Consider the following 18854-nt stretch of genomic DNA (forward strand, 5'->3'; position numbering starts at 1 on the left):
GCCCCCTGCAAGGCGAAGAACGGGATGGGCGGGGACGTTAGCGGGCCGCGATCAGCCTCGCCACCCCTGGAATCGGCCGGCCTGAGCAGTGCGGCCGAGAAGCGCCTGAGGATTGCCCGAATTGATACGTCTTGTTGCCCTCGAACAACCGCCCGAGGGCCTCAAACGGTAACCGAATTGAGATCAACGGTCGGCAGCGTGATCGGCGTTCACGCAGGTCAGGGGAGCGCCGACCGTCACTCTTCGTCAATATCGCATTCACCGGAGGCGATACCGACGCCGGGCGCCCCGCCGCCGTTCGACGGTGAGGCGCCGGTGGGCTGGTGGGTCGCCGGTCAGTGCGCGTCGACCAGCGGCAGCGACTTCCCGGCCCCGCCGCCCGGCAGGGCGATTGAGGAAAAGTGCGAGACCACCCGGTCGTCGCTCGGGTCATCGGCCGGCGTCCAGTGCACCGCGAGCCGGTTGTAGAGGGTGTCGCGCTGCGCGGGGATCCGGTCGGCGGTGCGGATCATGCCGATCAGCTCGTGCAGGTTCGAGCGGTGCCGGGCACCGGCGGAGGAGATCACGTTCTCCTCCAGCATGATCGAGCCGAGATCGTCCACGCCCATGTGCAGGGCGAGCTGGCCGACGTCCTTGCCGGTGGTCAGCCAGGAAGCCTGCAGGTGCGGCACCGTCTCGAAGAAGAGCCGGGCCACCGCGACCAGCCGCAGGTACTCCAGGGTGGTGGCCTGCGTACGGCCCTTGAGGTGGTTGTTCTCCGGCTGGTACGTCCAGGGGATGAAGGCCCGGAAGCCAGCGGTCCGGTCCTGCACGTCGCGGATCATCCGGAGGTGCTCGATCCGCTCGGTGTTGGTCTCGCCGGTGCCCATCATCATGGTCGCGGTCGACTCGAGGCCCTGCCGGTGCGCCAGCTCCATGACCTCCAGCCAGCGCGCCCCGGACTCCTTCAGCGGCGCGATCGCCTTGCGCGGCCGGTCCGGCAGCATCTCGGCGCCGGCACCGGCGATCGAGTCCAGTCCGGCGGCCTTGATCCGGGCGATCGCCTCGTCCAGGCTCACCCCGGAGACCTTGGCCATGTGCAGGATCTCGCTCGGGCCGATCGAGTGGATCGCCAGCTGCGGGTACGCCTTCTTGACCGAGGAGAAGAGCTCCTCGTAGTACTCCACGCCGTAGTCCGGGTGGTGGCCACCCTGGAGCATGACCTGGGTGGCACCCAGCTCGACCGCCTCGCCGCAGCGGCGCAGGATCTCCTCGGTGGGGTGGGTCCACCCCTCCTTGTGCTTCGGGGCGCGGTAGAAGGCGCAGAACTTGCACGCCGTCACGCAGACGTTCGTGTAGTTGATGTTGCGGTCGATCAGGTAGGTGACGATGTTGTCCGGGTAGCGCCGCCGGCGCACCGCGTCCGCCGCCTCGCCCAGTCCGTGGAAGGGCGCGTCGGTGTAGAGCAGCAGGGCCTCCTCGGGCGTGATCCGCCCGCCGTCCGCGCCACGCTGCAGGATGTCGTCGATCTCCCGGCTCACCGTCACGCCCCCGAGCCTACGTCGCCCGTCCGGACGCCGGCACGCCGCTCCACCCCCGGTGACGAGCGCCCCATCCCGGCTCGGCGACGCCCCCTCGGTCGACGGGACACCGCAGACGTCGATCTTCGCCTATCGTGCGGTGTCCTCCTCAGGCTTCTCACCGGGAAGAGTCGTGACCACACCCTTCACCAACCCAGCACCCGTTGCCCAGGCGCCAGCGGCGCCTGGGCCGCCCGGCCCGGCCCTCACCTGCCGCTTCTGCGGATCGTTCCCGGCCATCAAGGCGACCCTGCACGGGCATCAGGGCTTCATCGTCTTCATGCGCCTGCTCACCCAGCACGGCCCGTTCTGCCGGTCGTGCGGCATCGCCGTCTGCCGGGACATGACCGCGAACACCCTCTGGCAGGGTTGGTGGGGCTTCCTCTCCATGATCATCACCCCGGTGGTCCTGCTCGGGAACCTGATCACCCGGGTCCGGCTCGGCCGCCTCGGCGAGCCGGTGCCCGGCGCCCCGGGCACCCCCGCGGCGCCCGGCAGGCCGGTGTTCAAGCGGGCCGCGGCGCTCGGTCTCGTCGCGCCCGTGGTGATCGCTTCCGTGGTGGCCTGGGGCATCTCCACCGACCCGTCCTACGCCGAGGTCGGCGAGTGCGTCAGCGCCCAGGGCACCGGCACGGACCCGGATGTCAGCGTCGTCGACTGCGGCGACCCGGCCGCGGACTACATCGTCGTCGGCAAGGTCGAGGACGGCACCGACGACGCGCGGTGCGAGCAGTTCCCCGGCACGGTCGCCAGCTACACCGAGCAGCGCGACTCGCGGCAACTGCTGCTCTGCCTCGGCGAGAACGGCTGACGGCGACGGTCGGCGAGGGCTGGGCCGTTGCCGACGCCTGGCGGGCCGAGAACGACGGCAGCCCGGAGGCGGCCCACCTCCCTGCGACGCTACGAACTTGATGGCGTGGACGACTCACCCCCGGGTGGTGGCGGCCGTGCGGTGCCGGCCCCACCACCCGGCGGCGATGAGTCGCCTGCGACATCAGGTTCGTAGGCGGACTGAATTCATCCCGCTTCGCGCTCACCGCGCCGGTGCACCCGGCGACCGCCACGCAGACCTCAGGCGTCGTAGTCGACCGTGAGCTGATCGGTCACCGGGCTGGACTGGCAGGTCAGCACGTACCCGGCGGCCACCTCGTCCGGCTCCAGCGCGTAGTTGCGGGCCATGGTCACCTCGCCGTAGACCACCTTGGCCCGGCAGGTCGAGCAGACCCCGCCCTTGCAGGCGTACGGCAGCTCGCCGCGGACCTTCAGGGCGGCGTCCAGCACCCGCTCGTCGCGCCCCATGGTGAAGCTCGACGACCGCCCGTCCAGCACGATGGTCACCTCCGCGCCGGTGCCGGGCTCGTCGGCCGGGCGACGGACCGGCTCCGGCGGCGCGTCGACGTGGAACAGTTCGGTGTGCACCGCCGCCTCGGGCAGGCCCCGGTCGGTGAGCACCGCCCTCGCGTCCACCACCAGCCCGTACGGGCCGCAGAGGAACCACTCCTCGATGGCGTCGCCGGGGACGACGGTGTCCAGCAGCCGGGCCAGCCGCTCGGCGTCGATCCGCCCGGAGAGCAGCGGCGACTCGCCCTGTTCCCGGGAGAGCACGTGCACCAGGTGCAGCCGGGTCGGGTAGCGGTCCTTCAGGTCGGCCAGCTCCTCGGCGAACATCACCGAGTTCGCCGTCCGGTTACCGTACACCAGGGTGAAGGTGCTGGCCGGTTCGACGGACAGCGCGGTGGCGACGAGGGACAGCACCGGGGTGATGCCGGAACCGGCGACCACCGCGCCGTAGCGGCGGGCCCGGTCCGGCGCGAAGGCGGTGGTGAAGTGACCGAGCGGGGGCAGCACCTCGACGGTGTCGCCGCCGCGCAGCGCCCCGCAGGCGTACGCGGAGAACGCACCGCCGGGGATCTCCCGCACCCCGATCCGCAGCCGACCGTGCCGGGCCAGGTCGTCCGGAGTCGAGCAGATCGAGTACGACCGCCGGACCTCCTCGCCGTCGGCGCCGGCGGTGCCGGTGAGCCCGCCGTCGGCGGGACGCCGCACGGTGAGGTGCTGGCCGGCGGCGAACGCGAAGGTCTCCCGCAGCTCCTCGGGCACGGCGAAGGTGATCGCCACGGCGTCGTCGGTGAGCCGGTCGACGGCGGCGACGGGGAGCGGGTGGAAGGCCGGCCGGCGGCGGACCGGTCGGGTGATCGTGACAGTCACAGCGCCTTCAGGTGGTCGAAGGGTTCGGAGCAGGCGTGGCAGCGCCAGAGGGCCTTGCACGCGGTGGAGCCGAAGCGGCTGACCTGCTCGGTCTCCGGGGAGCCGCAGCGCGGGCAGCGTACGGCGAGCGCCAGCGGCACGACGTTGTTGCCGCGCGCGACCGCCGCGGGCGGGGCGATGCCGGCGGCGGCCAGCTTGGCCCGGCCGCGCTCCGAGATCCAGTCGGTGCTCCACGCGGGGGCGTGCACCGTGCGGACCTCGGCGTCGGGGTGACCGGCGGCGGCGAGCGCGCGGCGGATGTCCGCCCGGATCACGTCCATCGCCGGGCAGCCGGTGTAGGTGGGGGTGATCGTGACGACGACCCGGCCGGTGACCGGGTCCTCGTCCACCGACCGCAGGATGCCCAGCTCGTCGATGGTGATGACCCGGATCTCCGGGTCCACCACCGCCGCCGCGGCGTCTCTGGCGCTCGTCACCACGAGGCTCCCGGGTGGGCGCGATGCAGCACCTGCATCTCGGCCAGCAGGTACGAGAGGTGCTCGGTGTGCACGCCGGACCGGCCGCCGCCCGGCGTCCAGCCGGTCTCCTGGCGGGTCAGGGTCGCCGCGTCCAGCACGGCGGACACGGTGGCGTCGAAGTCGGCCCGCAGGGTGGCCGGGTCGACCGGAGCCGCCGGGTCCGCCGCGAACAGCTCGTGGGTGTACGGCCAGACCTGGTCCACCGCCGCCTGCATGCGCCGGTGCGACTCCTCGGTGCCGTCGCCGAGCCGCTTCACCCAGAGCGCGGCGTGGTCCAGGTGGTACGCGGACTCCTTGCGCGCCTTCGCGCCGATCGCGGCGAGCCGCTCGTCGGCGCAGCCGGCCAACGCGGTGTAGAGCGGCAGCTGGTACGCGGCCAGGAAGAACAGTTTCGCCATGGTGACCGCGAAGTCCCCGTTGGGCAGCTCGACCAACAGGCAGTTGCGAAACTCCCGGTCGTCGCGGAGGTACGCCAGCGCATCCTCGTCCCGACCGGCGCCCTCCAGCTCGCCCGCGTACGTGAGCAGCAGGCGGGCCGCGCCGAGCTGGTCGAGGGCGATGTTGGCCAGCGCGATGTCCTCCTCCATCTCCGGGGCGCGGGAGGTCCACTCGCCGAGCCGCTGCGCGGCGATCAGCGCGTCGTCGCCGAGGGCGAGGGTGAAGTCGAACGGGGCGTTCACAGGTGCGCCACCCCGTCCGGCACCTCGTAGAAGGTGGGGTGGCGGTAGACCTTGTCGGCGGCCGGGTCGAAGAAGGCGTCCTTCTCGTCCGGGCTGGACGCGGTGATCGCGCTCGCCGGCACCACCCAGATGGAGACGCCTTCCTGGCGACGGGTGTAGAGGTCCCGGGCGTTGCGCAGGGCCAGCTCGGCGTCGGGGGCGTGCAGGCTGCCGACGTGGGTGTGCGACAGCCCGCGGCGGGCCCGCACGAAGACCTCCCAGAGCGGCGAGGATTCCTTGCTCACGCTGCCACCTTCTCCTTCTGCTCCGCCCGCTTCGCCGCGTACGCCGCGGCGGCCTCCCGCACCCAGGCACCCTCGTCGTGGGCGCGGCGCCGGTGCGCCATCCGTTGCCGGTTGCACGGCCCGTCGCCCTTGATCACCCGCATCAGCTCGTCGTAGTCGGGCTGGGTGTAGTCGTACGACTGGCGCTCGTCGTTCCAGCGCAGGTCGGGGTCGGGGATGGTCAGACCGAGCACCTCCGCCTGGCCGACGCACATGTCCACGAAGCGCTGCCGCAGCTCGTCGTTGGAGAAGCGCTTGATCTTCCAGGCCATCGACTGGGCGCTGTGCGTCGAGTCCCCGTCCGGCGGGCCGAACATCGCCAGTGAGGGGTACCACCAGCGGTCGAGAGCGTCCTGGGCCATCGCCTTCTGCTCCGGGGTGCCGTGCGCCAGGGTGTGCAGGATCTCGTACCCCTGCCGCTGGTGGAACGACTCCTCCTTGCAGACCCGGATCATCGCCCGGGCGTACGGGCCGTAGGAGCAGCGGCAGAGCGGGACCTGGTTGACGATCGCGGCGCCGTCCACCAGCCAGCCGATCGCGCCCACGTCGGCCCAGTTCAGGGTCGGGTAGTTGAAGATCGAGCTGTACTTCTGCCGGCCGGCGAGCAGCAGCTCCACCAGCTCGTCCCGGCTGACGCCCAGGGTCTCCGCCGCGGCGTAGAGGTAGAGGCCGTGGCCGGCCTCGTCCTGCACCTTGGCCAGCAGGATCGCCTTGCGCTTGAGCGAGGGGGCGCGGCTGATCCAGTTGCCCTCGGGCTGCATGCCGATGATCTCGGAGTGCGCGTGCTGGGCGATCTGCCGGATCAGCGTCTTCCGGTACGCCTCCGGCATCCAGTCGCGCGGCTCGATCTTCTGGTCGGCGTCGATCACGTCCGCGAAGTACGCGTCGAGGTCCTCGTCGGGGGCCGGGCCGCCCCGCCGGGCCCGCGCCGCGGCCTCCCGCAGGGCCGCCTCCGCCGCCTCCACCTCGCCGAGCAGGCCGCCGCCCGGAGCGTCCTCGGGCGGGGCGAAGTCGTTGCCATACATGAGGCCAGTGTTACAGCTCGCGCCCGATCGCACCAGAGGGTGTAACAGGTTTCCGGGCGGACCGTCCGTCACCGGATAACCGCTTACCGTGAACGCCTTCGACCTGGGCAAACGCCTGTGATGTCCGCCACGCGCAGAACGTGAATCCTCCCAAGCACGGCAAAGCAGTCTATTGTTCCGCCTTCATCGCGAGTCGCCGGCCGCCGGGCTCTGGCGTCCGGCCTTTCCGGACGTAGACTTCCCCCGGCACGCCGATCGGCTACTGACGATCGCCACCAGTTCCAGGGCCACCTCCCCCGGCCCCGGCGATCAGGGCCGTACCCATTCGGAACAGCCGGTCCCCCCGGCCAGACATCTGGAGTTCGCCCGCTCATGCGACCTCGCGTGACCCTGGTGCTCGCCATCGTGGCGGTCCTCCTCGGTGGCGCCATGCTGGTACCCGCCGCGTACGCCCGCCTCTCCGGCGGCAAGGCGCTGGCCAGCATCGGCGGCATCGGCGGCGGTACCGAGCAGGTGCCCGCGCCGACGCCCACCCCGCCGCCCCCGCCGACCCTGGCCGACGCGCCCGTCTCGGTGAACTTCGACGGCGAGTTCTTCTCGTGGGCCCTGATGGACCGGAAGACCGGCACCATCACCGGCGCGAAGAACATGGACCAGACGAACTCGACCGAGTCGATGCTCAAGTCCTGGATCGTCTCCGACTACCTGCGCCAGCTCGGCGACAAGCAGCCGACCACCGAGCTGAAGAAGTGGGCGAGCCTGGCCATCCGGGACAGCAACGACGTCGGGGCCAACAAGGTGTACGCGGCGGCCGGCGGGTCGTACAAGCCGCAGTCGAACGGCAAGCCGGACCCGGTGATCCAGCGAGCCATCAAGATCTGCGGCCTCACCGACACCAAGCGCAGCGGACCCCCCGCCCCCGCCATGTACAACGGCTGGTGGAGCTTCACCCGGATGTCCCCCCGGGACGCGGTCCGGCTCGGCGACTGCATCGCCGACGGCAAGGCCGCCGGGCCGAAGTGGACCGAGTGGGTCCTCAACGAGATGGCCCACGTCCGGGGCAGCGTCAAGGACCAGCAGCAGAAGTCCGGCGGCGGCAAGTGGGGCATCATCGACGGCCTGCCCGACGAGATCAAGGCGCAGGGCCCGGTGAGCATCAAGAACGGCTGGACAAAGCTCGTCTACGACGGCAACTGGCACGTCAACTGCCTGGCGGTCACCGACAAGTGGAGCCTCGCGGTGATGATGCGCTACCCCGCCAGCGCGAGCGACGCGCCGACGTACGGCGCGAAGGTCTGCGCCAGCGTCGCCACCCAACTGGTGACCCCGCAGCCCGGCGCCGCCCTCAAGGTGCCGCAGCAGCCGGTCGGGAAGCTCTGATGGCGGGCACCCGCCGCCGGCCGGGCAGCGACCACCGCCCGCTGGCGTACAGCGCGGTCGCGGTGATCCTGGTCGGGTTGGTGCTGGTCTCGCTCCGGTTCGTGCCCGGCTCGCCGTTCCGGCCCACCGCCGCCTCGCACAGCGGCACCGCGGGCGGCCGGTCCACCGGCGCACCCACCGACCGGAACACCCGGTCCGAGCCGTCGCCGTCGCCGTCGCTGGAGCCGCTGCCGTTCCAGGCCCAGGAACTCGACCTGGACATCAAGGGCTGGTACGCCTGGAGCGTCCTGGACAAGCGGACCGGCGAGATCATCGGTTCGAAGAACATGAACGAGACCAGCACCACCGCGTCGATGATCAAGGCCTGGGTGGTCGCCGACTACCTCCGCCGCACCGCCGAGGCCGGGAAGACGCCGAGCGACGCGAAGCTGGACGACGCCACGCAGATCATCCGGGACAGCGACAACACCCGGGCCCAGCAGTTCTATGAGAGCGTCGGCGGCTCAGCCTCGATCAAGCGGCTGATCAAGATGTGCGGGTTGACCGACAGCAAGGTCGCCAGCGACGGGGGCTGGAGCCGGACCATGCTTTCGCCCCGGGACACCGCCCGGCTCGGTCTCTGCATCGACGACGGCCGGGCCGCCGGGCCGAAGTGGACCAAGTGGCTGCTCAACGAGATGCGGCTGGTACGCGGGGTCGGTGACTTCGGCATCCGCAAGGCGTTCCCCACCGGCGTGCAGAAGACCATCGCCATCAAGAACGGCTGGATCGACCGCCAGAAGGAGCGGGAGTACCACGTCAACTGCCTGGCCATCGGTGACACCTGGACGATGGGCGTGATGGTGCGTACCCCCTTCAGCGCCGGTGGCGGCTGGGAGTACGGCATGAAGGCCTGCCAGAAGGTCACCGAGGCGTTGCTGCGCGACGCCACCTGATCCCTGGCCCACTGTCGACAGCGGCGGTGTCCCGGTCCACCGGGGCACCGCCGCTTCGTCGTCGTGGCCGGACGTCAGCCCTGGAAGAACTCCGGTCCGTTGGCCGGCAGTGCTGGCGTCTCGCCGATCTCGGCGGCCCGGCGGGCGAACTCCCGCAGCCCGGCCACCTGCCGCTCACCCAGCGAGAAGTCGAGGGTGCGGAAGTAGGTGGCCAGGGTCGCCGCGTCGAACGGCTCCCAGCGGGCCGCCGCCTCGGCCACCTGGTCCAGTTCGGCCAGGCAGAGGTCGCGCGAGCGCAGGAACGCCTGGTGCACCTCCTTGACCAGGCCGGGGTGGGCGGCGGCGAAGTCCCGGCGGACCGCCCAGACGGCGAAGACCATCGGCAGGCCGGTCCACTCCCGCCAGGCCTGCCCGAGGTCGGTCACCTGGAGGCCCTTGCGGGGCGCCTCGTAGAGGGCGCGCAGCGCCACGTCACCGATCACCACGCCGGCGTCGGCCTCCAGCAGCATCTGGGTCAGGTCCGGCGGGCAGCGGAAGTACTCGGGGCGGACCCCGTACCGTTCGCCGAGCAGCAGCTGGGCCAGCAGCACCCCGGTACGCGAGGTGGAGCCGAGCGCGACCCGGGCCCCGTCCAGCTCGGCGAGGGGCTTGGTGGAGACCACGTTCACCGAGAGCACCGGGCCGTCGCTGCCGACCGCCAGGTCCGGCAGGAGCAGCAGCTCGTCGGCGTGCCGCAGGTACTCCACCTGCGAGATCGGGCCGATGTCCAGGTCACCGGCGACCAGCGCGGCGTTCAGCCGGTCCGGCGAGTCCTTGTGCAGGTCGACGTCGATCAGGGCGCCGGACCGCATCAGCCCCCAGTAGATCGGCAGGCAGTTGAGGAACTGGATGTGCCCGACCCGGGGGCGGGCGATGCGGTCAGCCATGCCCTGACCGTATCCCCGCCCGCCGGTGCCGGCTCAGCGGGAGGGGGTCGGAGTGGCCAACTCCGCACCGGCCTGCGCCGGGGCTGTCTGCGCGTCGGCCGGCCGCGCCTGCACCGGGCCGTCGTCGCCGGGCGCCGGAGGTTCGGCGGGCGCGGCCTCGGGTACGCCGCCCGTCGCGTGCCCCGCCCGAACGGCCCGGGCGACCGGCGGCGCGACCAGCGCGATCACCAGCAGCCCGGCCACTCCGCAGGCGGCCACCAGGGTCCGGGGCGCGGCCACGCCCAGCAGCAGGCCGCCGAGCAGATAGCCGACCATCGAGGCGCCCTGCACGGATCCGCCGAACGCCGCGTAGGCCCGGCCCCGCGCCGCCTCGGGCACCCGCCGGGCCAGCAGCACGTTGTCGAAAACGTTGGCGCCGCCGTTGCCCACGCCGCCGAGCAGCCAGACCGGCACCAGCAGCAGTGCGGTGGGCACCGCGGCGGAGAGCAGGACCATCAGGCAGCAGCCGGCGAGCAGGGCGAGGTAGCCGACGAGCAGCCGCCCGTCGTCGGCCAGCCGGCGGGCCAACCGGGCGAAGAGCCACGCCCCGACCATGATGCCGAGCGTCCACGCTCCGGTGACCAGGCCGTACATGGTGGCTGAGCTGCCCAGCGTCTCGCGGATGAAGAAGACCTCGACCACGTTGATCGCGCCGACCGCGGCGATCACCCCGGCGATGGTGGTGATCATCGCGACCAGCAACGGGTCCCGGCGCAGTCGCCAGCCGACCTCGGAACCGGCGGGGTTGCCAGAGGTCGGCACCGGGGCCGGTCGCCGGCTACCGCCCCGACGGGTGCGGATGAGCAGCCCGGCCGCGACCAGCGCGAGGTAGCTGGCGGCGTCGAGGAGCAGCGGCACCCGTGCGCCGAAGCCACCCACCAGCACCCCCGCCAGCGCCGGGCCGGCCAGCGCGCCGAGAGTGCCGGCGGTCTGGTTCAGCGCGGCGGCCCGGGGCAGGTCCTCGGCCCGGGCCATGGCGGGGACCAGCGCGGAGAGCACCGGCTGGGTGACCGCGAGGCCGGCGGCGAGCACCGCCACCAGCGCGATGACCAGTGCCGGGTGCCCGGCGTAGGCGAGCGCGAGGCAGACGGCGGCCTGGCCGAGCCCGGTGATCATCAGCAGGAGGCGGCTGTCCACCCGGTCGGCGAGCCGGCCGGTCAGCGGGGCGAGCAGCGCCAGCGGCAGCGTGGCGGCGAGCATCAGCCCGGACACGGCGAGCCCGCCCGCGCCAGCGGACTGGAGGGCCAGGGTGAGGGTGGTGGCGGCGAGGAAGTCACCGCAGGTGGAGATCCCGCGGGCGGCGGTGACGAGCCAGACGTCGGGCCAGCGCGACGGGCCAGGTGCGAAGGACATACTTCGAAAATAATCCTTCACGCCTGGTCCGCACAACCCCGTACCTCAGTCGATGGGCAGCGCCCGGTACTGCACGGCGACGCTTCGCGCACCTTCGGGAGGATTCGTCCGCAGCCGCCGCCGGTACGGCTCCATCAACTCCTGGATCGCGTTGTTGAGTCCGAGCAGCTCCTCGGCGGTCAGCGAGAGCAGGCTGTCGCTGAACCAGGCGGCCTCGTACCACTCGCGCGGCTCGCCCGGCGCGCGGTGGATCCAGTCCCGGACGCGCTGGGTGTCCCGGGCCAGGTGGGCCTCGACCACGGCCAGCTCGGCGGCGCGCGCCTCGGAGCTGGCGTCCGGTCCCGACTCGACGTAGTACGACGGGCTGAACGCCTGCCAGACCCGCTCCCGGGCGTCACCCCGGCTGGGCGCCTCCTGGATCAGCCCGAACTTCGCCAGTTCGCGCAGGTGGTAGCTGGTCGCACTCGGGGAGAGCCCGGCGATCTCGGCGCACTCGGTGGCCGTCGCACCGCCCTCCACCGTGCTGAGGTGTTCCATGATCGCCATGCGGGCCGGGTGGGCGAGGGCCCGCATCACCTGCGGGTCGCTGATCGTCACCCGGCGCTGTTCGGGGCGCGCCTCGGTCATGCCCCCATGATTCCGCCCCGCCGGCTTCCCGGCGAAATTCGGTTGCCCGCCCACCCGGGCGGAGTAAGCTGCCGTGTCCCGCCTGACGGCCGTGGTGAGTAGCACCGCACAGGACGTCCCGCGCCGACCCGAGGTCGGAAACGCGAGCGGCAGCGTTTTTCCCGTGACGAGGAGTACGTGGATGACCCTGCACGCCCAAGAACAGACCCTGGACGCCGAGCTCGTCGCCGAACGCGACCACCTGGCGGCGTCCCGCGCCGCGCTGGGCCGGATGCGCGAGCGCGCCGAGGCCCTCTTCGCCACCGGCGACAAGGTGGCCGGGGACGCGTACACCGCCGAGCAGCTCGGCCGGCACATGGCCCGCCGGGTCAAGGAGCTGGCCGACGACCCGACCACCCCGCTCTTCTTCGGCCGGCTGGACTTCGGGGAGACCGACCCGGACCACGCCAGCAGGGAGTACCACGTCGGGCGGCGGCACGTCACCGACGAGCTGGGCGAGCCGATGGTGCTGGACTGGCGGGCCCCGGTCTCCCGCTCGTTCTACCGGGCCAGCGCCCGCGACCCGCAGGGCGTCGCCGTCCGCCGCCGGTTCGGGTTCAGCGCCGGCCTGCTGACCAGCTTCGAGGACGAGCACCTCGACCGGGGCGAGGAACTCGGCACGGCCAGCCGCATCCTCACCGCCGAGATCGAGCGCCCCCGCGTCGGCCCGATGCGGGACATCGTCGCCACCATCCAGCCCGAGCAGGACGAGCTGGTCCGGGCCGACCTGGCCGACTCGATCTGCGTGCAGGGGGCGCCCGGCACCGGCAAGACGGCGGTCGGGCTGCACCGCGCCGCGTACCTGCTCTACCTGCACCGGGAGCGGCTACGCCGGTCCGGGGTGCTGATCGTCGGACCGAACCGGGCCTTCCTGTCGTACATCGCGGCGGTGCTGCCCGCCCTCGGAGAGGTCGAGGTCGAGCAGGCCACGGTGGAGGATCTCGTCGCCCGGATGCCGGTACGCGGGGTGGACGATCCCGCCCTGGCCACCCTCAAGCACGACGTCCGGATGGCCGAGGTGCTACGCCGGGCGGTGGACGCGCACATCGGTACGCCCATCGAGCCGATCATGGTCTCGGACGGCTCGTTCCGCTGGCGGATCGGCCTCGATCCGCTGCACCGGGTGGTCGATGAGACCCGCCGGGAAGGGCTGCCGTACGCGACCGGCCGGGAGCGCGTCCGGGCCCGGGTGGTGGGGCTGCTCCAACGCCAGTCCGAGGCCCGCCGGGCCGAGTCGCCCAGCGACGCCTGGCTGCGCCGGATGGGCAAGGCCAGGCCGGTGACCAGCTTCCTCGATGCGGTCTGGCCGGCGCTCACCCCGGAGGGGCTGCTGCACACCCTGCTCACCGACCCGGAGGCGCTCGCCACCGCCGCGGACGGCCTGCTCAGCGCCGAGGAGCAGGAGCTGCTCCGGTCGGGCCGGCCCGGTCGCACCCCGAAGGCGACCAGGTGGACCGCGGCGGACGCGGTGCTGATCGACGAGGCGGCCGGCCTGATCGAGCGGCCGTCCGGCTTCGGGCACGTGGTGGTCGACGAGGCGCAGGACCTCTCCCCCATGCAGTGCCGGGCCATCGCCCGGCGCAGCGAACACGGCTCGATCACCCTGCTCGGCGACCTGGCCCAGGGCACCGCGCCCTGGGCGGCCACCGACTGGCGAAAGTCCCTGGCCCACCTGGGCAAGCCGGACGCGGTGGTGGTGCCGCTGAGCGTCGGCTTCCGGGTGCCGGCGGCCGTGGTCGCGTTCGCGAACCGGCTGCTGCCGGCGCTGGCCGTCGACGTACCCCCGGCGGAGTCGCTGCGCCGGGACGGGACGCTGGCCGTGCGTACCGTGGAGGATCTGGTCGCGGCGACGGTGGCCGAGGTGCGGGCGGCGCTGGAGCACGACGGCTCGGTCGGCGTGATCGCCGCCGACGGCACGGTGGACCGGCTCCGCGCCGCGCTCGCCGAGGTGGGTGTGGAGACCGCGACCGCCGATGACGTGGCGGCCGAGGCGCGGGTCACCGTGGTCCCGGCGACCCTGGTCAAGGGCCTGGAGTACGACCACGTGGTGGTCGTCGAGCCGGCCGCGATCGTGGCGGCCGAGCCGCGCGGCCTGCACCGCCTCTACGTGGTGCTGACCCGGGCGGTCTCCCGCCTCGCGGTGCTGCACCGCGACCCGCTGCCCGCCCCCCTGGCAGGCTGAGCACGCCGGCCGAGCGTGAGCCACTCGGCTAGCGGCAGTTCGGGCCATCGCACGACGTGGAGGCCACGAGCTGCCGCGAACCGAGTCGATCAACCCGCGCCGGGGGCGGCGGTCGGGTGGCGGTTCAGCCGGGGAGGGCGGCGGCGACGGCGCGCAGCGGGGCACCCGACTCGGCGATCGGCACGGTGAAGGCGAGCCAGGAGCCGTCGGTGAAGTCGATCCGCAGCCGCTTCGGGTTGAGCCGGTGCCAGCCCACCCGCGCCGACGCCACCTCGGCCCGGGACACCGCCCAGGCGACCCGGGTCTCGGCCAGCGACCGCTCGTCGTCGTCCCGGTTGGACAGCAGCTTCACCGCACCGGTGACGCAGACCAGCAGCCGCCGGTCGGTGACGGCGAGCAGGGTGTGCCGCAGCTTCCCGTCCGGCCGGGCCGGGTTGAGCGCCCGGTGCAGCCGGGAGGCGGCCGAGCCGGGAGCGCCCCGGCCGGCGATCCCCCAGCCGATCAGGTCTACCAGCCGGTCGCCCCGGTCCCAGGTGGCCAGCGGCACGAGCAGGTTGAGCAGCACCGAGGCGACGGTCGCCCGGCCGGGCCCGGCGGGGGTGGTCCCGTCCGACGGCGGCGGGGGCGTGGCCCCGCCGCCCACCTCCGCCTGCGCGTGCGCCAGTACCCGCTCGCCCGGCTCGACGAGCCGGCCGATCCGGTCGAGATACCTGGTCCCGTCCATCGGCTCAGTATCGGTCGTAGCCGTGGCCGTCGTCGGCGCGGCGCTCCGCCGGCGCGTTGCCCATGACCGCACCGACGATCTCGCGGACCCGGGCGGCGGCGGCCTCCTGGGCGCGGTTGGCCGCTGCGGTGAACTCCTCGGCCAGGGTGTACGAGTCGAACCGCATGGCCCGGGCGTTGATCTCGGTGGAGAGGATCCTGCCGTCGGCGGCGGCCGTCACAGTGACCAGGCCGGAGTCGCTCGTCCCCTCGGCGCTGCTCTGCTCCAGCTCGGCCATCCGCGCGCCGAGTTCACGCTGCCAGCCGTCCAGGTTGCGGGCCAGCGCCTCGATCCGGTCGAGGGCGGGAAAGGACGTCATGGCTGCCTCTCAGTTCATTATCGAGTCGAAGACGTTCTGCACGCCCCGGGCGTACGGGCCCAGATCCTCGGAGTACGTGCCGTCCACCAGGTAGTTGCGGTCCTTGTGGCCGTCGGAGACGTCGTACATGCCGACCCCGGTGTCCAGCAGGGCGCCGCCGATGCCCGGAATGTTCACCGGGGACGCCTGGTTGATGGCGAACTTGCCGGGGAAGAGGATCGCGGTCCGCTTGAGCTTGAACTGCAACGCCTCCTTGGTGTAGCCGGACTTGTTCCAGGCCCGGTACGCCTTCTTGGCCTTGCGCAGCTCCATCACGGTCTTGCGGTACTTGGTGAGCAGCTGGGCGACCTTCTCCAGCTTGGTGACCAGCTTGGTGAGGATCTCGGCGAACCGGGCCACGATCTTGACCATCCGGCCGACCGTGGTGGCCAGCCGGGCCAGCACCCGGACCACCGTGGCGGCCAGCGTCACGCCCGCGCTGAGCGCGGCGGCCACCGCGGCGATGATGACCTCGGTCAGGAACCAGAGCAGGAACTCCAGGATCAGCTCGATCAGCAGGTTGAACGCCTCGACCGCCGCGTTCGCCGCGTCGACCAGCACGTCCTTGGTGCCGTCCAGCCCTCCGGCCAGCTCCTCGATGGCCTCCTCGACGGACTCCATCGAGGCGTGGAACTTCTCCGCCGCGTCGCCGTCCCAGGCGCCGCGCAGCCGGGCCCGGTCGGCGATCTGGTCCCCGGCGATCTGCCGGACCGCCTCACCGGTGGAGAGCGCGAGCTGGGCGGCCCGCATAAGGTCGTCGGGCTCGCCCGCGACCAGCTCCAGCAGCTGCTCGAACGGCCAGAGCACGGCCTGGGAGAGCGGCTTGAACGGGTCGGGGGTGCCCGTGACGATCTGCTCAAAGTACGTCTTGTTGCGCTGCAGCGCCTCGGTGCTCATGCGCCCACCTCGCTCGGCTCGCTCATCGCGTCCTCCCTCAGCCGCCCGGCGTGAACAGGTCGGTGGTCCCCACGTCGGTGCCGGTGTACGCATCGGCGGTGTCGCTGATCCCCTCGGCGATGTCGGCCATCACCTCGGCGCCCTCCGCCAACCCGGTCAGGCACGCCTCGAACTGCTCGGCGTACGCGGCGGCGAGGCTGAACGACGCCGGCATGATGCCGAAGGCGTGCCGGGGCACGTGCCCGTCGTTGAAGACCCGGTACAGCTCCCGGAACCGGGTCGACCGGGTCCGGGAAGCGGCGGCGAAGGCGGTCAGCGCCTCCGGCTGGACGTCCAGGTTCCTGTTCGGACTCGTCACGGACCCTCCCCGGTGTCCAGTCGACAGTCGCGCCCCCCGCCTGTGACGGAGGCGACGGGACTACCACACTAGGCGATCGTCGCCGCTGCGCGTGGGGCGGCGGGGTTGGCGCCGACAAGGTACACAGGGGACGGCAGTTCCCGCCGGGACCGCAACCCCGCGAAGGAGTCTCCGATGATCCTGGCCCGTGCCGACCAGGTCAGCCGCCGCTACGGTGACGTGCTCGCCCTGGACCGGGTCGACCTGACCGTCCGCGCCGGCGAGCTGGTCGGCCTGCTCGGCCCGAACGGCGCCGGCAAGAGCACCCTGATCAACCTGCTGGTCGGGCTGCGCCGACCGACCGCCGGCCGGGTCGAGCTGTTCGGCGGCGACCCGCGCGGCGCGGCCAGCCGGCGGCAGCTCGGGGTCACCCCGCAGGAGACCGGCCTCCCCGCCACGCTCCGGGTCGGCGAGGTGGTCGACTTCGTCTCCGCGCACTTCCCCGACCCGGTGCCCCGGGCCGAGCTGCTCGACCGGTTCGGCCTCACCGAGCAGGTACGCCGGCAGACCGGCGGCCTGTCCGGCGGGCAACGCCGACGGCTCGCGGTGGCCCTCGCCTTCATCGGCCGGCCCCGGCTGGTGATCCTCGACGAGCCCACCACCGGGCTGGACGTGGAGGCCCGGCACAGCCTCTGGGAGGCGATCCGGACCTTCCACGCCGACGGCGGCACCGTGCTGCTGAGCAGCCACTACCTGGAGGAGGTGGAGGCGCTCGCACAGCGGGTGGTGGTGATCGGGCACGGCCGGGTGCTCGCCGACGACACGGTGGACTCGGTCCGGGGCATCGTCGGCGTACGCCGGGTCAGCCTGGTCGCCGACGACCTGCCGGCGCTGCCCGGCGTGGTCTCCACGGAGCACGCCGAGGGCCGGACCCACCTGCTCACCACGGACGCCGACCAGCTCGTCCGCGACCTGGTCCACGCCGGGGTGGCGTTCCGCGAGCTGGAGGTCCGGCCCACCTCGCTGGAGGAGGCGTTCCTCGCCATCACCGCCGACGACCGGCCCACGACCGTCACCGCCTAGGAGCTCGTCCGATGCCGCTCGCCCTGGTCCACGCCAAGTACCAGCTGCTGGAGATCATCCGCATCCCGGTCGCGGTGTTCGGCGCCGCGTTCTTCCCGGCCGCGTCGATGATCTTCTTCGTCGTGCCGTTCGCCGGCGACGACCCCCGGGGCGCCACCTTCGCCACCGCGTCGATGGTCACCTTCTCCGTGCTGACCGCGAACATTTTCCAGTACGGCGCCGGGGTGGCCGAGGACCGGGTTCAGCCGTGGAACCCCTACACCCGCACCCTGCCCGCCGGTTCGGCACCGCGCTTCGCCGGCCGGATCCTGGCCGGGCTGGTCCTGACTTACCTGTCGATGCTGCCCGTGGTGGTGATCGCCGCGGTGGCGACCGCCGCCGAGATCACGCCGCTGGACTTCCTGATCGCCCTCGGGACGGTCGCGGTGGTCTCCGTACCGTTCACCCTGCTGGGACTGGCCATCGGCTACTCGATGCCGAGCAAGGCGGCGATCGTGGTCGCGCAGCTCATCTTCTTCCCGCTGGCCTTCGGCGGCGGTCTGCTCTCCGGCCCGGACGACGCGCCGGGCTTCATCCGGACGATCGCCCCCTACCTGCCCACCCGGGGGGCGGTGGAGCTGATGTGGGCGGCCGCCACCGACTGGCGGCCGGACCCGCTCGCCCTGGCGATGCTGGGCGTCTGGGTGGTGCTGCTCGCGACGGTCGCCGCCTGGGCGTACCGCCGGGACGAGGGGCGCCGCTTCACCTGACGATTGTCCGATTCCGGCCCGGCGGCCCGCCGGCGGTGCCACGATGCCGGCAGGGGGTGCCGACCGGGCCGCCCACCGGCGAGAGGGGTCAACGTGAGCGGCGTCGAGCCCGGCACACCCTGCTGGGCCGACCTGGCCACCCCGGAACTGGAAGACGCGAAGCGGTTCTACCCGCAGCTCTTCGGCTGGACCGGGCGGGTCTCCCCGGAACCGGCGGCGGGTGGTTACACCGTCTTCCGCAAGGACGGCAGCGCCGTGGCCGGGGCCGGCCCACCGGCCAACCCGGACCAGGTGCCGATCTGGTCGACGTACGTGGCGACCGACGACGCGGATCTGGTGGCCACCCGGGTGGAGGCGGCCGGCGGTCAGGTGGTGGTCACCCCGTTCGACGTGTTCGACCAGGGCCGGATGGCGGTGCTCTCCGACCCGGCGGGCGCGGTGTTCAGCGTCTGGCAGCCGATGGCGATGCGCGGGGCGGAGCTGTTCAACGCGCCCGGGGCGATGTGCTGGAACGAGCTGATCACCCCGGATCCGGACCGGGCGAGGGACTTCTACGCGCTGGTCTTCGGCTGGCACCCGGAGGAGCGGCCGGCCGGGCCGGTCACCTACACCGGCTGGCGCTGCGGCGCCCGGATCGTCGCGGGCATGATGCCGCAGTTGGAGAGGCTGCCCGAGGACCTGCCGGCGTACTGGTCGGTGTTCTTCGCGGTGGAGGACACCGACGCCACCGCGGCCCGCGCCGCCGAACTGGGCGGCACCATCCTCGTCCCGCCCCGGGACAACCCCGCCGGCCGCACCGCCACCCTTCGTGACCCCCAGGGCGCGCTCTTCCACGTCACCGCCCTCCGCTGAGTGCGCGCCGAGGGCGGCAGC

At 72.6% G+C, this 18854-nt stretch carries 20 protein-coding genes; 7 read left to right on the top strand and 13 right to left on the bottom strand.

What is annotated here, in order from left to right; all coding sequences use genetic code 11:
* Positions 1-335: 335 nt before the first annotated feature.
* Positions 336-1526 (bottom strand): cyclic dehypoxanthinyl futalosine synthase, encoded by a 1191-nt coding sequence (gene mqnC / locus ACL02O_RS08305; protein WP_412817390.1) that lies wholly within the window; start codon positions 1524-1526, stop codon positions 336-338.
* Positions 1527-1692: 166 nt separating this feature from the next.
* On the opposite strand from mqnC, the gene ACL02O_RS08310 reads away from it, so the two are divergent.
* Positions 1693-2370: an LppU/SCO3897 family protein gene (locus ACL02O_RS08310; protein ID WP_412817391.1), complete on the top strand. Its 678-nt coding sequence runs from the start codon at positions 1693-1695 to the stop codon at positions 2368-2370.
* A 260-nt stretch (positions 2371-2630) separates the two neighbouring features.
* On the opposite strand, the gene paaE is transcribed toward ACL02O_RS08310, so the two are convergent.
* Genes paaE through paaA form a run of 5 tightly spaced genes read right to left on the bottom strand, consistent with a single transcriptional unit; the run spans position 2631 to position 6313 of the window.
* Positions 2631-3767, bottom strand: coding sequence for a 1,2-phenylacetyl-CoA epoxidase subunit PaaE (gene paaE, locus ACL02O_RS08315; protein ID WP_412817392.1), 1137 nt, complete (start codon positions 3765-3767; stop codon positions 2631-2633).
* Positions 3764-4243 carry a 1,2-phenylacetyl-CoA epoxidase subunit PaaD gene (gene paaD / locus ACL02O_RS08320; protein ID WP_412817393.1) on the bottom strand — a complete coding sequence of 160 codons (480 nt, stop codon included), beginning with the start codon at positions 4241-4243 and terminating at the stop codon, positions 3764-3766. Before paaD ends, paaE begins: the two co-directional genes overlap by 4 nt.
* Positions 4240-4965 (bottom strand): 1,2-phenylacetyl-CoA epoxidase subunit PaaC, encoded by a 726-nt coding sequence (gene paaC, locus ACL02O_RS08325; RefSeq protein ID WP_412817394.1) that lies wholly within the window; start codon positions 4963-4965, stop codon positions 4240-4242. The genes paaD and paaC overlap by 4 nt, the downstream gene beginning before the upstream one ends.
* On the bottom strand, positions 4962-5249 hold the full coding sequence (gene paaB, locus ACL02O_RS08330) for a 1,2-phenylacetyl-CoA epoxidase subunit PaaB (protein WP_088959289.1): 288 nt from the start codon (positions 5247-5249) through the stop codon (positions 4962-4964). The genes paaC and paaB overlap by 4 nt, the downstream gene beginning before the upstream one ends.
* On the bottom strand, positions 5246-6313 hold the full coding sequence (paaA, locus tag ACL02O_RS08335) for a 1,2-phenylacetyl-CoA epoxidase subunit PaaA (protein WP_412817395.1): 1068 nt from the start codon (positions 6311-6313) through the stop codon (positions 5246-5248). Before paaA ends, paaB begins: the two co-directional genes overlap by 4 nt.
* A gap of 372 nt (positions 6314-6685) precedes the next feature.
* Here paaA and ACL02O_RS08340 point away from each other — a divergent pair, with 372 nt between their 5' ends.
* Together ACL02O_RS08340 and ACL02O_RS08345 are read left to right on the top strand one after the other, a co-directional pair.
* The gene (locus tag ACL02O_RS08340) at positions 6686-7693 is read left to right on the top strand and encodes a barstar family protein (RefSeq protein ID WP_412817396.1); all 1008 of its coding nucleotides are present in this window, start codon (positions 6686-6688) and stop codon (positions 7691-7693) included.
* On the top strand, positions 7693-8628 hold the full coding sequence (locus ACL02O_RS08345; protein WP_412817397.1) for a serine hydrolase: 936 nt from the start codon (positions 7693-7695) through the stop codon (positions 8626-8628). The genes ACL02O_RS08340 and ACL02O_RS08345 overlap by 1 nt, the downstream gene beginning before the upstream one ends.
* Before the next feature lie 74 nt (positions 8629-8702).
* On the opposite strand, the gene ACL02O_RS08350 is transcribed toward ACL02O_RS08345, so the two are convergent.
* The 3 genes from ACL02O_RS08350 to ACL02O_RS08360 are packed head-to-tail and all read right to left on the bottom strand — an operon-like array spanning position 8703 to position 11573.
* Complete coding sequence (locus tag ACL02O_RS08350) at positions 8703-9554, bottom strand: menaquinone biosynthetic enzyme MqnA/MqnD family protein (RefSeq protein WP_412817398.1); 852 nt, start codon at positions 9552-9554, stop codon at positions 8703-8705.
* 33 nt (positions 9555-9587) lie between these two features.
* A complete protein-coding gene (locus ACL02O_RS08355; RefSeq protein ID WP_412817399.1) occupies positions 9588-10946 on the bottom strand; it encodes an MFS transporter in 1359 nt (452 codons plus the stop codon).
* Positions 10947-10991: 45 nt separating this feature from the next.
* The gene (locus ACL02O_RS08360; RefSeq protein WP_412817400.1) at positions 10992-11573 is read right to left on the bottom strand and encodes an ArsR/SmtB family transcription factor; all 582 of its coding nucleotides are present in this window, start codon (positions 11571-11573) and stop codon (positions 10992-10994) included.
* Between the two features lie 181 nt (positions 11574-11754).
* Here ACL02O_RS08360 and ACL02O_RS08365 point away from each other — a divergent pair, with 181 nt between their 5' ends.
* Complete coding sequence (locus ACL02O_RS08365) at positions 11755-13794, top strand: HelD family protein (protein ID WP_412817401.1); 2040 nt, start codon at positions 11755-11757, stop codon at positions 13792-13794.
* 124 nt (positions 13795-13918) lie between these two features.
* Here ACL02O_RS08365 and ACL02O_RS08370 read toward each other — a convergent pair whose 3' ends face one another.
* The 4 genes from ACL02O_RS08370 to ACL02O_RS08385 are packed head-to-tail and all read right to left on the bottom strand — an operon-like array spanning position 13919 to position 16170.
* Entirely contained in the window at positions 13919-14518 is a 600-nt protein-coding gene (locus ACL02O_RS08370) for a hypothetical protein (protein WP_412817402.1), read from the bottom strand.
* A 4-nt stretch (positions 14519-14522) separates the two neighbouring features.
* The gene (locus ACL02O_RS08375; RefSeq protein ID WP_412817403.1) at positions 14523-14876 is read right to left on the bottom strand and encodes a YbaB/EbfC family nucleoid-associated protein; all 354 of its coding nucleotides are present in this window, start codon (positions 14874-14876) and stop codon (positions 14523-14525) included.
* Positions 14877-14885: 9 nt separating this feature from the next.
* A complete protein-coding gene (locus ACL02O_RS08380) occupies positions 14886-15812 on the bottom strand; it encodes a WXG100 family type VII secretion target (protein ID WP_412817404.1) in 927 nt (308 codons plus the stop codon).
* Between the two features lie 37 nt (positions 15813-15849).
* Complete coding sequence (locus ACL02O_RS08385; RefSeq protein ID WP_412817405.1) at positions 15850-16170, bottom strand: hypothetical protein; 321 nt, start codon at positions 16168-16170, stop codon at positions 15850-15852.
* Between the two features lie 174 nt (positions 16171-16344).
* Between ACL02O_RS08385 and ACL02O_RS08390 the strand changes: the two genes are divergently transcribed.
* The 3 genes from ACL02O_RS08390 to ACL02O_RS08400 all read left to right on the top strand — a co-directional run bounded on the left by ACL02O_RS08390 (position 16345) and on the right by ACL02O_RS08400 (position 18833).
* On the top strand, positions 16345-17232 hold the full coding sequence (locus tag ACL02O_RS08390) for an ABC transporter ATP-binding protein (RefSeq protein WP_412817406.1): 888 nt from the start codon (positions 16345-16347) through the stop codon (positions 17230-17232).
* 11 nt (positions 17233-17243) lie between these two features.
* Positions 17244-17981 (top strand): ABC transporter permease, encoded by a 738-nt coding sequence (locus tag ACL02O_RS08395; RefSeq protein ID WP_412817407.1) that lies wholly within the window; start codon positions 17244-17246, stop codon positions 17979-17981.
* 93 nt (positions 17982-18074) lie between these two features.
* Positions 18075-18833, top strand: a complete 759-nt coding sequence (locus ACL02O_RS08400; protein ID WP_412817408.1) for a VOC family protein — start codon at positions 18075-18077, stop codon at positions 18831-18833.
* Positions 18834-18854 lie beyond the last annotated feature (21 nt).

This window comes from Micromonospora mangrovicola, assembly GCF_047200535.1.
In the GTDB taxonomy this organism is placed as follows: domain Bacteria; phylum Actinomycetota; class Actinomycetes; order Mycobacteriales; family Micromonosporaceae; genus Micromonospora.

Excerpts from the sequence above, each read along its gene's own strand:
- ACL02O_RS08370 (WP_412817402.1), bottom strand. The coding sequence starts at position 14,518 with ATGGACGGGACCAGGTATCTCGACCGGATCGGCCGGCTCGTCGAGCCG.
- ACL02O_RS08345 (WP_412817397.1), top strand. The coding sequence starts at position 7,693 with ATGGCGGGCACCCGCCGCCGGCCGGGCAGCGACCACCGCCCGCTGGCG.
- ACL02O_RS08350 (WP_412817398.1), bottom strand. The coding sequence starts at position 9,554 with ATGGCTGACCGCATCGCCCGCCCCCGGGTCGGGCACATCCAGTTCCTC.
- ACL02O_RS08395 (WP_412817407.1), top strand. The coding sequence starts at position 17,244 with ATGCCGCTCGCCCTGGTCCACGCCAAGTACCAGCTGCTGGAGATCATC.
- ACL02O_RS08355 (WP_412817399.1), bottom strand. The coding sequence starts at position 10,946 with ATGTCCTTCGCACCTGGCCCGTCGCGCTGGCCCGACGTCTGGCTCGTC.
- ACL02O_RS08375 (WP_412817403.1), bottom strand. The coding sequence starts at position 14,876 with ATGACGTCCTTTCCCGCCCTCGACCGGATCGAGGCGCTGGCCCGCAAC.
- ACL02O_RS08380 (WP_412817404.1), bottom strand. The coding sequence starts at position 15,812 with ATGAGCACCGAGGCGCTGCAGCGCAACAAGACGTACTTTGAGCAGATC.
- ACL02O_RS08390 (WP_412817406.1), top strand. The coding sequence starts at position 16,345 with ATGATCCTGGCCCGTGCCGACCAGGTCAGCCGCCGCTACGGTGACGTG.
- paaA (WP_412817395.1), bottom strand. The coding sequence starts at position 6,313 with ATGTATGGCAACGACTTCGCCCCGCCCGAGGACGCTCCGGGCGGCGGC.
- ACL02O_RS08365 (WP_412817401.1), top strand. The coding sequence starts at position 11,755 with ATGACCCTGCACGCCCAAGAACAGACCCTGGACGCCGAGCTCGTCGCC.
- ACL02O_RS08340 (WP_412817396.1), top strand. The coding sequence starts at position 6,686 with ATGCGACCTCGCGTGACCCTGGTGCTCGCCATCGTGGCGGTCCTCCTC.
- ACL02O_RS08360 (WP_412817400.1), bottom strand. The coding sequence starts at position 11,573 with ATGACCGAGGCGCGCCCCGAACAGCGCCGGGTGACGATCAGCGACCCG.